The 14,187-nt window shown below is 52.8% G+C and carries 10 protein-coding genes; 6 read left to right on the plus strand and 4 right to left on the minus strand.

Annotated features, from left to right (window positions below; translation table 11 throughout):
* The first annotated feature begins 5 nt into the window (after positions 1 to 5).
* The gene (locus tag NZD86_RS08285; protein ID WP_268046824.1) at positions 6 to 3,590 is read left to right on the plus strand and encodes a PD-(D/E)XK nuclease family protein; all 3,585 of its coding nucleotides are present in this window, start codon (positions 6 to 8) and stop codon (positions 3,588 to 3,590) included.
* The gene (addA, locus tag NZD86_RS08290) at positions 3,587 to 7,381 is read left to right on the plus strand and encodes a helicase-exonuclease AddAB subunit AddA (protein ID WP_268046042.1); all 3,795 of its coding nucleotides are present in this window, start codon (positions 3,587 to 3,589) and stop codon (positions 7,379 to 7,381) included. The genes NZD86_RS08285 and addA overlap by 4 nt, the downstream gene beginning before the upstream one ends.
* 74 nt (positions 7,382 to 7,455) lie before the next feature.
* Here the strand turns inward: addA and galU are convergent, their stop codons facing one another.
* Positions 7,456 to 8,349: a UTP--glucose-1-phosphate uridylyltransferase GalU gene (gene galU / locus NZD86_RS08295; protein ID WP_268046043.1), complete on the minus strand. Its 894-nt coding sequence runs from the start codon at positions 8,347 to 8,349 to the stop codon at positions 7,456 to 7,458.
* Positions 8,350 to 9,028: 679 nt separating this feature from the next.
* Between galU and NZD86_RS08300 the strand changes: the two genes are divergently transcribed.
* Positions 9,029 to 10,129 (plus strand): PAS domain S-box protein, encoded by a 1,101-nt coding sequence (locus NZD86_RS08300; protein WP_268046044.1) that lies wholly within the window; start codon positions 9,029 to 9,031, stop codon positions 10,127 to 10,129.
* A 35-nt stretch (positions 10,130 to 10,164) separates the two neighbouring features.
* Positions 10,165 to 10,587 (plus strand): ATP-binding protein, encoded by a 423-nt coding sequence (locus NZD86_RS08305; RefSeq protein WP_268046045.1) that lies wholly within the window; start codon positions 10,165 to 10,167, stop codon positions 10,585 to 10,587.
* Here NZD86_RS08305 and NZD86_RS08310 read toward each other — a convergent pair.
* A complete protein-coding gene (locus tag NZD86_RS08310) occupies positions 10,584 to 10,976 on the minus strand; it encodes a hypothetical protein (RefSeq protein ID WP_268046046.1) in 393 nt (130 codons plus the stop codon). The genes NZD86_RS08305 and NZD86_RS08310 overlap by 4 nt on opposite strands.
* Before the next feature lie 418 nt (positions 10,977 to 11,394).
* On the opposite strand from NZD86_RS08310, the gene NZD86_RS08315 reads away from it, so the two are divergent.
* Positions 11,395 to 11,565, plus strand: coding sequence for a hypothetical protein (locus NZD86_RS08315; RefSeq protein ID WP_268046047.1), 171 nt, complete (start codon positions 11,395 to 11,397; stop codon positions 11,563 to 11,565).
* A gap of 73 nt (positions 11,566 to 11,638) precedes the next feature.
* Here NZD86_RS08315 and NZD86_RS08320 read toward each other — a convergent pair whose 3' ends face one another.
* Positions 11,639 to 11,953 carry a hypothetical protein gene (locus NZD86_RS08320; RefSeq protein ID WP_268046048.1) on the minus strand — a complete coding sequence of 105 codons (315 nt, stop codon included), beginning with the start codon at positions 11,951 to 11,953 and terminating at the stop codon, positions 11,639 to 11,641.
* A 184-nt stretch (positions 11,954 to 12,137) separates the two neighbouring features.
* On the opposite strand from NZD86_RS08320, the gene NZD86_RS08325 reads away from it, so the two are divergent.
* A complete protein-coding gene (locus NZD86_RS08325) occupies positions 12,138 to 12,932 on the plus strand; it encodes a YheC/YheD family protein (RefSeq protein WP_268046049.1) in 795 nt (264 codons plus the stop codon).
* On the opposite strand, the gene NZD86_RS08330 is transcribed toward NZD86_RS08325, so the two are convergent.
* Entirely contained in the window at positions 12,929 to 14,158 is a 1,230-nt protein-coding gene (locus NZD86_RS08330; protein ID WP_268046050.1) for a molybdopterin molybdotransferase MoeA, read from the minus strand. The genes NZD86_RS08325 and NZD86_RS08330 overlap by 4 nt on opposite strands.
* Between the last annotated feature and the right edge of the window lie 29 nt (positions 14,159 to 14,187).

Below are 14,187 nucleotides of genomic sequence, written 5' to 3' on the forward strand. Positions count from 1 at the left end.
CTGAAGTGCGGGTTTGGTTGGGCAATACAAGGACTGGCAAGTCCACGCGAGTCGTGGAAGAAATTCGGGAGACAACGGCCCGCGAGCCGATTGGTGCCCCTATTTACTGGGTCGTTCCGGATGATGTGGCCTTCGCCGCAGAGCAGATGCTCATGTCGGACATGGCTTCCGTTTTGCGTCCGGAAGTGATCACCCTGCGCAGGTTGGCAGAACGCATTCGTGAGTCGACCGGCAGCAGTCGGTTCCAGGCGATCAACGCCACAGGCAAGCAGCTGCTCTTTGCTTCCGTCTACCAAGAACTTCGCGATTCCCTTGGTCCGCTGAAGCGCGTTCAAGCGAACAGCGGGTTCTATCAAATGGTCCTGGATGCTTTCGACGAGATGTCTCGCCATGAGGTTGATCTCGCGGCTCTGCAAGGTGCCTTGGAGGCGGCTTCTGCCTCCCTGGAAAACGACGTGCCGCGGGCTCAAGCATTTGCGGGAAGATCGCTGCTTGGCAAGTTGCGGGACTTATGCGTTTTGTATGTCCGGTATCGCGGCCTGTTGGAAGAACGGGGATTTTTCGATCCAGCCATGGCCCTATCCCAAGCGACTAGCGCTGTGTCGTCTGCGGTGCATATGGCAGACGTCGAACTTTACGTTGACGGGTTCACTGAATTAACGCCGCAGGAAATCAACTTCCTGTGTGAGCTTTCGCGTCACACGCGAAGGTGCACATTTATTTTCACGGTGCCGGACGAGCACGTTCTCCATGCCGAGGAGGCAAATCGGACTGTGCCTGACTACTGGCCTCATATCGATCCGTTGGGAGAACTGATACCCAAACTGACCGATGCAGGGTACGGACACGCCCTGGGAGCGAGTTACGCCGTACTCACGCTTGTTCGGGCCTTGGATCAGAACGGACAGGCCCCGTCATTTGAAACGTTCACCGACGATGGACGCCTCTCTCGTACAGCATTCGCTGATATAGAGAGAACGCTTCGAGAACTTCCAATTGGCAAACCGAGCGCGTGGGACAAGCAGGTACGGTTTTGGGAAGCTGAAGATGACGAGAGCGAGGCTACAGCCGTGGCGGCATCCATTGTACGCCTCGTGGAAGATGGACGTGCGAGATACAACGAGGTTGTCGTTGTTGTGCCGTCCATTCAAGAAGACGGACCGAGGTTGCAAGAGGCGTTCAGGCGGTATGGTATACCGCACGCCATTGACACATTCCCTCCTTTGGCTGCACATCCACTTGGACGATTCCTGTTAGCTGCTATGCAGGTTGTTTTGACGGATCTCTCCGTCGATGCCATGGCCAGGTACCTGCGAACAGATTACTGCGGAATCTCGGACACGGATGCGGACTGGCTCGATATTTACTTACGAACGCACAATGTTGCGGGGAGCGACCTATGGTTTAGCGAGGAACCTTGGACTTTTGAAGCCGCAGGTCGCGATGATAGACATCGTTCCGGGCCGGCTCCCGGTGACACACGCGCTGATACACTGCGCGCGAAAATCCGGGCTTCGCTGGAGCCGTTTTACGGGCAATTTGGTTCAGTTATCGTCACGCCCGTTCAGTTGGCACATGCTGTTTGGTCTCTGCTCGAGTCAGTCGATGTCAAAGATAGAGTCGCGATGCAAGTGGTTAACGAGGATGCGGAAAGCAATCCCCTCGTAGCGAGTCAACATGAGCAGGCATGGCAGCAGGTTATTGCTCTGTTGAACGATCTCGCCACAGTCCATGAAGATGCACCGTTTCTTCGTGAAGAACTGTTTGAACTCATCCGTGAAGTCCTCATGACGGAAACACAGTCGACGATTCCCGGTGGAGTCGATCAAGTGTTCATAAGCGGCTACGCGCATGCACACATGTGGACCAAGCCATACGTCTTCGTTCTTGGCTTGACAGAGCGCACCCTCCCGGCAAAAGTGACGCCGCACGGCCTGCTGCAGGACGAGGAGAGAGAGATGTTTGCGCATCTGTTTGGCATCCCTCTTGGCTGGACGACGACTGAGCGAACAGCCCTGAACCGCCAACTTCCATACATGCTGTTTACGCGGGCCAGTGAACAGTTGACCCTTAGCTACCCGTCAATGAGGGGGGGGTCAGAGGTCCAGCCATCACCTTATTACACTCGTCTGCTTTACGCAGGCGGGGCGGCTCTCACACCGGTTCCTGACACCCTGAATGAAACCACGGGTGGGGATGGCGAGGGGGCAATCCCAGTTATTCGACCCGTGACGGCGCTCGACATTCTTGTGCAAAACCTGGCACAGGTATCGTCAAGGGAGCAGGCTGAACAGATGCTGGCTAAACCTTTGATGCGTGACATTACTGGATGGTTTTACGCCCGGGAAGACAGGAGGTCACTGCTTGCGCGTGCCCTGCGGGGTCTGTCCCATGCGCTACCGCATGGACGTCTGGATTCATCCCTAGCCAAGCGTTTATACGGCACTCCGCTTCGAACGAGTGTTCATCGTCTGGAGACGTATGCGGCTTGCCCATATCGGTACTTTATTCGCTATGGATTGCAGGCAGAGCCCTTACAATTTGATTCCATGCAAGCTGCCGACGTTGGCAACTTATTGCATGATACCGTCTACACGTTGGTCGCGGGACAGCAAAGTGGCAACGTGAACCTAGCAGACCTCAGTTACGACGAAATGATGGATCTCGCGGAGACGATCTTTGCAGAGCAAGTTCAGTTACCTCGGCACGTCGTATTTCAACAGCGCCGGACCGGCCATGCCAAGGCCTTGGATCTTCGACATTACGTTCACGCTGTCGCAGAAACGCTGTGGCTCCACGCGAAACAAGGCGCGTATGAGCCGCTCTATTTGGAGTGGTCGTTTGGGATGCAGGGGGATGAAGCTAAAGCGTTTGCGCTGGAACTTGAAGACGGTAGCCAAGTGCTCATTCGCGGGCGGATCGATAGGTTAGATGTCTTCCGAGACGGTGACACGGTCTGGTATCGCGTGATGGACTACAAGAGCGGGGCCAATCACGCCATCGACACGACGAAGATGTATTACGGTTTGCAATTGCAGTTAATGGTCTACCTAGCCGTTGCGGAGTTCCATCTCTCAAGCATGGGGGTGCCGCGACCGGCTGGTGCGTTCTACGTCCCACTTCTCAGTATGCCAGGCATTGCTGAGGTGCCTGTTGCTGATGACGTCGCGAGATCCCTGTTGCGTAAGGCACTGCGGCCACAAGGCTACATGAATGCGGATCCACAGGCCATTGTCGCAATGGATAAGCAACTGCCGAGCGGTGGATCAGAATTGTTCGCGGAAGTTTACAAACAAGATGGTGAGTTTCGGAAGTCTGCCAAAGTGTGGACGGATGAAGCATGGCGTGGCGTGCTGGAGTATACCGTTGAACGGGTCAAAGCCATCGCGAAAGAGTTGGCTTCGGGAAGCATCCCTGTCCGGCCATATCTATACTCGCATACGGATCGGGCTTGCACGCACTGCGAGTTTGCCGCCGTGTGCCACTTTGAGCCAACTGATCATGCGCAGTTCTATCGAGTTCTTCAAGAGCGGAAGATAGACGACATCTTGGGGGAACAAAGCGAACCACAAGGGGGCCAGGAAGCGTGAAATGGTCGATTGCTCAGGCACAAGCCATCAATACAATCGGTACCAATCTTGTCGTTTCAGCTGGCGCTGGTTCAGGGAAAACGGCTGTTTTGGTAGAGCGTATTTTGAATTTGCTTGGCGAGGATAAGACGCTGCACATTGCCGAGATTCTGGTTATGACTTTCACGGAGGCAGCTGCGGGGGAAATGCGGCAGCGTATTGCGACTGCATTAGAAAACAGCGTTGCTACGGCTCAGGTGGAGAACCGAACAGATGACGCGAATCGCTTTCGCCGCGAAAAGGATTCCCTGTGGCAAGCGCAGATCTCCACGATTCACAGCTTCTGTCTTGAGGTGGTCCGCGAGAGTGTACTTTCGCTCGACATCAGTCCAGCCTTTCCTCTGCTCGACGGAAACGAACAAAAGGTTTATCTGCTCGACTTGGCAGAAGAGATCGTTGAAGAGGCACTTGGTAGCGACAGAGGATCCGACGTAGAGCGCATGATGACGGAGTTGCGGCTTGCAGATGCCAGAAATTTGACGAGCGTTCTCTTGCGTCTCTATGAATTGGCACGCAGTCAGGTTGACCCAGAAGCGTGGCTTCAACGTGTTGCATCGGCGTATCCGTCGACGGCGGATGCGTACACTGACACGCTCTTTGCAGAGCCATTTCGTATGTGGGTCACAGAACAACTTGAAATGGCCGACAAATATTTTCGATTGGCGGAGCAAATTGCACGCCCTGTCCCTGAGTTGGCGAAGTATACGGAGTGGCTGCAAGAGGCAATGACTCGGATCGATTCTGCCAAACACGCCCTGTCCACCGATTCCTTCGATCTCGACGCAGTCGCCGCAGCCATGACGTTCTGGACGACGACCGGCAAAACGCCGAGCACCCGTTATAAGGGCCCGGAAGCGGATCGAGTCAAGTCCCTGCGCGAGGCCGGAACTCGTGGCATGAAGAGCATCGCACCTGTTGTCTCAAGGGGTAGCGAGGCGTTGTTTGGAGATTTAGTGCAACTGTCGCCGCACATTCGAACATTATGTCATTTGGTCGAGCTGTTGATAATCAGGTCCAGGGCGGAAAAGCAGCTGCAGGGTGTGCTGGATTTTAGTGATCTAGAGCACTTTGCCTACGCTGCCTTGCGGGATGAGCAGAGCGGAACGCTGGATCGTTTTCAGCAGCGTTACAGGCATGTGTTTGTGGACGAGTATCAGGACACGAGTCCCATTCAGGACGCCATTGTCAATCTCATGACAGGCAATCGCAACAATCTATTCGCCGTAGGCGACGTGAAACAGAGTATATATCGGTTTCGGATGGCTGAACCGAGCCTATTTCTCGAACGTTACGGAGCTTACCAACGTGGTCGTGGTGGGCAAAGTATCGACCTGACAGAAAATTATCGGAGCCGGGCCGAGATCGTGAGCTTCATCAACTTCGCCTTTGCTCAACTGTTCCATGATGAGACGACTGAATTTACGTACGATGAGCACGCGCGAATGGAGAGTGGCGCTTCATACCCTGAGGCACAACCGGAGGCGCCCATCGTAGAAGTACATTTCCTCGACCGTTCATCTCAGTTGTCTTCCGGTCTGCCGGAAGACTCAGAAGCGTGGGAGCAGGACGACGGCGTCGACGTTTCCGCGTTGCAACGAGAAGCGCAGCTCGCGGCAAATCGGATCCGGCAGATGATGGAAGTGGAAAACGTCCAGGTGTGGGACAAGCGAAAGGGCGACAATCGGCCGCTTCAACTCGGCGATATTGCCATTCTCCTACGTTCCGGTCGAAGCGCACTGAATACGGTCCTCGATGTACTGAATGCGTCGGGTATCAGCGCATCCGGCAGTACATCGACAGGGTTTTACGATGCGTTGGAAATCGGTTGGCTTGTATCCGCCCTTCGCGTGGTCGATAACCCGCGAGATGATCTGGCGCTGGTCACACTTCTTCGTTCGCCAATTGTCGGATGGGATGAAACGATGTTGGCCAAAGTTCGGCTCGCAAGGAGAGGGACGTATTGGGATGCACTTCGAACCGTGAACAGATCCACTCGCCAGTCCCAGCAAAATCAAAATCAGTCCTCGGGAGAACAAAGCGACGAGGAATCACCCTGGAATTCGTCGGAAGTGACGCGAGCGGTGGGCGCCTTTGTGGAACAGCTAAACCGTTGGCGAACGGTTGCACGCCAAGTGGGCTGTAGGGATATTCTTCAGCATATTCTCGACGATTCGGGGCTTCTCCATTATTTAGCGGGGATGACTCGCGGGGAAGCTCGCCAAGCCAACGTGAAGCAGTTACTTCGTCTGGCTCGAGCGTATGATGAACGGACGGGGTCCGCGACGTTGTTTGGCTTCTTGCAGCAATGGCAGCGCGAAGAGGATGCTGCACTTGATTTGGGTGCCGCTGCCGTCACGGCCCAAGACGCCGTGCAGGTGATGACCATTCACCGGAGCAAGGGACTCGAATATCCGGTCGTATTTGTCATCGATCTCGGCAAGCAGTTTCGATTGACACAGGACTTCGTCACGCTCAATCGCCGATACGGTGTGGGTGTGGTCGGATATAACCCTGCCAATCAACAGCGTTGGCGAACGATGGCATCGATCGCCGTCTCTCATGCCGAACGGCGGGAGACGCTGGCTGAGGAAGCGCGGATTCTCTATGTCGCATTGACGCGAGCGAGAGAGCGCCTCGTCCTCGTCGGGTCCGGTCAGAATTTACAAAAACAAATCGAAACGGCTATGTACGCCCATGATTTTGAACGAGGCGGCTTGCTCACAGGCGCATTCATGCAGGCGAGATCGTATATGGATTGGATGGTCCCAGTGTTGCTCCGTCACCCGGCTGCGCGCGTGATGAGGAATCTACTTAGTGCAGACATCTGGGACGGGCACTTGTTCGATGCGCCAATTGGCTCTGTCGCTGTGAATGTACACAACTTGAGTGAAGTTGGCCTACCGACAGGGGGTACCCTCGCAAACCAGGCTGCACGTCCCCAAATGGATTGGGAGGCGCTCCTTGCGAAGGCCGCTGCACGTCCCCCGGAAAAGCCTTCTGTGCGGATTCTTGAGCCTGCGGACGTACATGTTCAATCTCTCTTCGGCAAGGTGAGTGCCACAGATATGCGCCGCTTGCACGTCGCCCTGATGGACAGTGGTCCGTCTCTTCAGCATCGGCACGCCGCTGCTTCATTGCTTGAGGATCCAGCGTTTATTCGGGGAAAGGAGATCACACCGCGTGAAGAAGGGGTGGCTTTCCACGCCTTTATGCAAAAATGCAGGCTGCCACTCGGTGACCAGAAGAGTGATATCCAGGAGGAAATCGATTGGTTAATCGCGTCGAACCGGTTAAGCGAAGATGTGGCTAACGCCGTCAACGTCGATCACGTTCGAGCCTTTATCCAGTCTGACTTAGGCCAGCGGATGATGCGGGGTGTGCGGGTCTTCCGTGAGCAACCGTTTTTCCACCGCATTGACGTACCGGTCGAGGATGCTGCCGAGAAGCACGTGTCCATCTTGGCGCAGGGCGTGATCGATTGCTTAGTGGAAGAAATGGATGGGTGGTTGGTCATCGACTATAAGACCGATCACGTTTCAGAAGACAATGCGAGGCAGAAGGCGCGTGAATATGAGGCACAAGTGGCCACATACCTTGCGGCATTGCAGCCACTCACACAAGATCGGCCTGTTCACGCATATCTCTACTTTGTTCGGGCAAACACAGAGGTGCAAGTGGGTGCGATGTCTCTGCCAGATGTGTTTGTTGAACTGCTCCGCCGAGAACGTCTGCGGACGGATTCGAATTCTTAACCAGAAATGGCGTGTGAATCAACATGATCCGCACGCCATTTTTGTTCTCTTTGCTTGGCTAACTCGTTCAGGCATTATAACGCGGCCAATTGACTGCGGATGTGCTCGTCGGACAGCCATGACCGAATGGAACTGGCCAGTCGAGGTTCTGCAAGACCGAAAGACAAGTTTGCTTTCAACCAACCTTCCAAGTTGCCGATGTCATGTCGGACGCCTTCAAACTGGTAGGCGTCGACGAGATGATTCGCTGCCAACTGTTGAATTGCATCCGTTAATTGAAGTTCTCCGCCATGTCCAATAGGTGTCTCCTCCAACGCATCAAAAATAGAGGAGGGTAGGATATAGCGGCCAAGGACTGCTAGATTGGAAGGCGCTTGTGATTCATTCGGTTTTTCGATGACACGGTGTACCGGAATGACATCCCCTTCAGTCACCGTAGCTTTGTCCGGCTCGATGATTCCATATTTGGAGACATCTTGGCTCGGTACCGGCTGAATCCCAAGGAGCGCTCGACCGTCGTCGCTGTAGTTTTGCATTAACTGTCTTGTAACAGGTGCACTTGACTGAATAATGTCATCTCCGAGAAGTACAGCAAAAGGCTCTTGGCCCACAAACGACTTTGCACAGAGTATTGCATGTCCCAGTCCAAGCGGCGTCTTTTGGCGCGTGTAATGGATGTCTACCAAGTCGGAAATGGCTTTGACTTCCGTTAACATGTTCGCTTTCCGACTTTGCTCAAGGTGCAATTCAAGCTCTGGTGAGCGATCAAAGTGATCTTCAATTGCCTTTTTAGCTCGTCCCGTAATAATTAAAATTTCTTCGATCCCTGCATACACAGCCTCTTCGACAATGTATTGAATGCAGGGCTTGTTTAAGATGGGCAGCATTTCCTTCGGAACAGCTTTCGTGGCTGGCAGCATGCGCGTACCAAACCCGGCAGCCGGGATGACCGCCTTACGAACTTTCATGAGATTCACCCCTGGCGTATTTCCGTCGACCTATGGATGTAGTATTCGTACATAGCGATTATACACGCTTATGACCAGGTGTGCATAAAAGGTGCATAAAAGCTTCGCATCTTCGTTTATTTCTTAGCGGTTATCTTGAGACGACGCATGGTCGGTGTCCTTGTGTCAGGGTACAAATTATTCGATTGAAATTACGAATATCTCACAGCAATAGGGACAGGAGATAGCACTGTGACTGAAGTCCCGCATCTTGTAAATAACATGCTATCCCCTGTCCTTGATACAGAATAGTCAGATTGTAAAGAAGCGACACGCACGTTTGCCCGGTTCGTTTATGTAAATGAAACCGCCTATCTGCTCTTACCTCGTTGCAAGCGCACGAACATCACTATAAGGGCGGCAATAAAGAGTGGAATGATGAATCCGTAGACGAACACCATGTACCAATGCACTCCTTAGACAATTTTCGAGAACCAATTTTATCTTATATTGTTCCGAAAAATGTGTTCCGCCATGCGTGAGGTCTGGCGAGGGCCTAATATGTCAAATCAAACTCGTACTTGCTTTGGCGCCAGACTCCGCATATCTTTCAAAGTAGATGTGATTCGCGATGGAGAGAATATGAACTGTGCATCTTGCTTGCGAACAGAAAATCACTCTGTGTAAGGGAGTATAGGGCATGGTGTCGTTCGTTTTGTCAGTACTTGGATTGTTACTGTGTATCATAACCCTCATTATGGGAATCCGGCTTTATACCCTCAATCGGAGACTGTCTAAAGATATTCAACTGATGAATCACGACTGGAGCGAAGCGCTGCGGAAACAGCAGGGAATGACCTTCAAGTTCGCGAAGCAGAACGGACGTTTCATTCATACCCTTTGTGAGGGGAAATTGGTAAGGAAGTTTGGCCTTATGACGAATGACATCGTTGGCAAGACGCTTGCAGACTTTCTGCACGACAGTGAGGATGTTGCAGGGAAGGAATCGTTTTATGAACGAGCGTGGCAGGGCGAAGAAGTCGTATACGAAGGACAATTAAACGGCGTCTGGTATATTGCTTCACTTTGCCCCATCTTTCGTCACGGCAGAGTGTGTGAGGTTGTTGCCTCTTGTGTCGACATTACGCAGCAAAAATTGGCCGAACAGGATCTGCGTAAGAGCGAACAAATGTATCGCTTAATCGCTGAATCTTCGGCGGACTTGATACGAATTTTAGCTCCTGATGCGACTATCCGGTACGCTTCGCCTTCACATTTAGAGGTCCTCGGCTATGACCCGACGGAACTGGAAGGTATTCCGTCTTCGGAGTTGGTGGTACCGGAAGAGAGGCCAAGGGTTATCCAGTCCTTTTTCCGTATGCTGAACGGGAAAAGCCACCACTATCCACTGCACTTTCATGTGAGACACAAGGACGGATCGCCCATCATGGTCGAGACACACGGAAGTTTGGTGTTCGATGAGCGGGGTGAAGTGGTCGCTGTCGTCGTCGTGGCGAGGGACTTGACGAGTCGCATGAAGGAAGAGGAGGAAAATAGACGTCGCGAGAAGCTTACGTTGGCAGGACAACTCGCGGCAGGGATCGCTCACGAAATTCGCAATCCACTTGCAGCGATTAAAGGGTTTACACAATTGTTGCGGACGCCGTCGGATCGTCAAACGTCCTACACGGAACTTGTCTTATCTGAACTTGCCAGGGTGGAAGCAATCGTTAACGAGTTTCTTCTGTTAGCCAACCGGAGGCTGTCAAACACGAGAGACACAACCTCATCTCCATACTAACCGACGTCGTTACCCTCCTCGGTCCCCAGGCAATTTTGCAACAGGTACAAATTCAAACCATCATGACCCTACAAACACCATTTGTATTCGCCGCAGCGAATCAATTGAAACAAGTGTTTATCAATGTCCTCAAGAATGCCATCGAGTCGATGCCAAACGGTGGCAATGTATATGTGTCTGTCGAGAACACTGAGGACACTGTCGTCGTCCGGATTCAAGACGAGGGTCCTGGGATCAGGCAAGAGTGGTTGAACCGACTGGGAGAACCGTTTTACACGACGAAAGAAAAGGGCACGGGGCTTGGGCTCATGGTCAGCTACAATATCGTGAAAGATCACAATGGAGAAATTAGAGTGAGCAGCTCGCCGACCACGGGGACATGCATAGAAATTGTCCTACCCACTGCACACAACTCGCACGTACCCGAGACTACGATGCTAAGCGAACCATCATCTTAGCTGTCGTTTCGTTGCCTACTAAACTTGTCCCACGCCAAGCGAATGACAAGCAATACGGAAAATGCAATGATGGCCTGAATGACACCAGTTTCATTCGGAGCTAACACAACTTTCCGCGCTATCGTCAACAGCACAACATCCATGAGTCGGGTCGGAGAAAGGGTGTACAATAAGTCGAAGATTTCGTAGGTCACAAGGATTGAAAAAATATCATCCGTCAAATCATGATATGAGTGAAATATCGTTTCTGGGTGAAGAACTAGCGGACTCCATTTTACAATAAAGCCGATTATTTCAATGACTAAAACCGCCAGCAGAATGCCCACGATCACCCACCTGGCATACGTCATCATATGTCTTAGTTTGTTGATGTGTTCTTTTCGATTCATAGGGTAATTATACCATACGACGCCAAGTCTTTATGTGAGATGTTGAGAACAGCGTAACCCCAGGCCCTTATTGAACAGGACTCCATCACCGGAGCGGGTTAGGGGAACGCGAGGCCCCTATCAGACGTTTTCGGGGAGACGCACGGTTGGAAATGGGGAACTACGGTCTCCTGGTGTCTTAGCTTCGTTGCGAACAAGAACACGCAGCGAAGAAGGGCATATGGGACCGTTGTACATCCCAGACGTCGAACTTTGCGAAGTCACCCGCCACACACAAGAAGCCCCTCGTACAAACCTATGCCCCATCGATTCAATCAATTTTCAAGGAATGATCCATACAATTTAAGGTACAGGGAGTTCGCTCGCGGACCATTAGGACCAAATCCTGGTGAACAACTTTGAACAACGGGGTGATTGTATGAGTGTCAAAAAACACTGGGAAATCGAATCCGTATGCCCAAAATGTGAACACACCAATGTTGTGACCATTCCCGCCGGTGAACAGGTCGTACGTGTCCATTGCGAACATTGCACACACGGATATGACTATACGCACGTGGTACAGGACTATGTTGAAATTGACGACTGACGTCACGTAGCCACACGGAGCCCGAGAGTGAGGTTGGATGGCAGTTCGAAGTACGCCGAGCTGATATCCTTTTTCAACCTGCTTTCCGGGCGGATTTCCGCGGGTGGAAAAGGGTTAAACCGTTTTCCCTATGCAAGACGATTGTGGGCCTTTGATTCCCATGTTTGACTGGACATTGAAGGTTCTTAGTGCACACAAAAAATTTATCAGTGACGAAAGTCAAACGATATCCCCTTGCGAACATTCGTTTCAACGCATTTCCAATCGTAAATCCCAGCAGGTTGGCGATATTGACTTGCGGATCAGTTGTGCTTCCCGCTGTGACAACGATCTCAGCACTCCCCGTCACTTTTACGTTGAAAATGACCACTAACTGATGTGCTTTCACCTAACTCCCTCCCGGACAAAGACACACTAGTCATATAATTCAAGGGCTTTGCAAATTGGATGGGCATATGCGTCCGCGTGACTATTTTTTTACACCATGCGCTGCGTTTGGACGGACGCCTCTGTCCCTTGTGCGACGCTGGTCATAAAGTACGTTGATCTGACGGTTGAAGGGAGAGATCGACGTGGGCGAGCGACGACCGGAAATGGGGAAGTGGCTGTTGTACCAGTTTTTTCACAAGGATCCCCAAATCGCAAAGTATTTACCTGTTACGCGAAAGTACACGCACGAGAACTTCGCGGAAATGTTGAGTAAATTTCGAATGGTCTATGTGAAACCGGTGGCCGGAAGCATGGGGAAAGGAATTATGAAAGTTTGGCTCGATGGTCAGAACCGGATCGTGGTGAAAAAGACTATTGAACGTCAACACACGTTCGCGAACAAAGAGCAGGCCATGCGGTATATTGACACGCTTCGCCAAGGCAAAATGTATATCGTTCAGCAAGGGATTCATATGGCGACGGTGGGTGGGCGGCCACTGGATATTCGCGTCATGATGCAGAGAGAGAAGCCTGGGGGAAAGTGGCTGTTCTCTGGGATGCTGGCGAAAATTGCCGGTGGCAACAGCATCGTCACCAATACGGCTCTAAGCCGGGGCCGCGTCATGGACGTGGACAAGGCGTTGAAGGAGGCGTTGCATTGGTCAAACGATCGCGTTTCGCAGACCATCACCAAGTTACAACAACTGGGACTGTACTGGGCGAAACACTTCGACAGCTATCAGCTTTATCGGGAACTTGGCTTCGATGTGGCTGTCGATCGCAATGGTCGAATCTGGCTGATCGAGCAGAATACGCTGCCAAGTCACGCCTTGTTTGCTAGGAACAAGGCGAATCTCTCGGCCTACAGAAGGATTCAATACCGTTGGGGCGTCTACCAGCGGGCACGCATGAACAGGAGTCTGCGTGCACAGCGCTAGTCGACAAGCGGGTTGCGAGTGAACAGCAGTGGAACGGTTTCGCCTTTCTGGTATGTGCTCTGGTCCAGACGGATGATGGCGTTGACGGACGACAGTCCCGACAGAATACCTGACGACTGGTTCAACTGCGGTTCAACGACGAGCGTTGTTCCATCTAATCTCGCGCGGCCGCGGTGGAACCGGACGTGCTTGACGGGTTTAATGGCGAGATCGCGGCTCAATATGGCTGACAGCGGGAACGTGTCCGATGGATGACCAAGGGTCCGTCGAATTGCATGGAGCGCAAGAACGTGAAACTGAACAAAGCACGCGGCCGGATTTCCCGACATGCCGAAAATCGTTGTCCCATGAGCCCGCGCTGCGATGAACGGCGAACCTGGACGCATCCAGACTCGCTCGACGGGTAGCTGGTCGACGCCTGCGATGTTACGGACAGCCGCCTTGACGAAGTCTGTATCCCCTACCGACGCTCCGCCCGTGAGGAGGATATAGTCTACGGCTCCTAGGTGCGCTGTGATGGCTTGTTCAATGCTTCTCAGGTCGTCCTGAATGAAGGCGATATCCGTCACAGTTGCCCCAGCGTCTCTGACTGCGCCCGCCAAAAAGGCGTCGCTCGCCGCGTAAATTTGACCGCGTTGCAGGGGCGTATTTACGCTTGAGACCAGTTCGCTACCTGTGGCGATAATAGCCACTCGGCAGGGCTTGTACACACGAACTTGTCCGATCCCCGCAGCACGCAAAATGGTTTGCGTTTGAGGGTCGAGAACGGAACCAGGTTCGAGAATCACGTGCCCCGCCTTTGCATCCTCGCCTGCTGGTTGGATGGATTCCCCGTCCCGTACAGGCCGGACAATGCGAATGGCCTTGTCGTCGATGACATCGACCCATTCCTGACGGACAACTGCGGCAGCCCCGTTTGGTACAGGCGCTCCTGTTCGAACTTTCGCCACTTTGCCTGGTGAGAGGTCACAACGTGGTGATTCGCCAGCACGGATATCATCGACGATAGCGAGCGGTGCTTGTGTGTCTAAATCCGCCTGGTGAACGGCATAACCATCCATCATCGAGCGATGGAACGGAGGTAGGTCAATGCCGGTGCGGACGGCCTCCGCGATGCGGGCATGTCTATCTAGGGACGCCCACACGTCGACGTCGGTCACTGCACAGGGTGCGGCCAGCGCGATCACGGTTTCCAGTGCCTCATCATAAGTTGAGACGTGCGTCAACTTGATCCCCCTTTACTTAAGCCCCGTAT

It is taken from the genome of Alicyclobacillus dauci, from assembly GCF_026651605.1.
GTDB lineage: Bacteria > Bacillota > Bacilli > Alicyclobacillales > Alicyclobacillaceae > Alicyclobacillus > Alicyclobacillus dauci.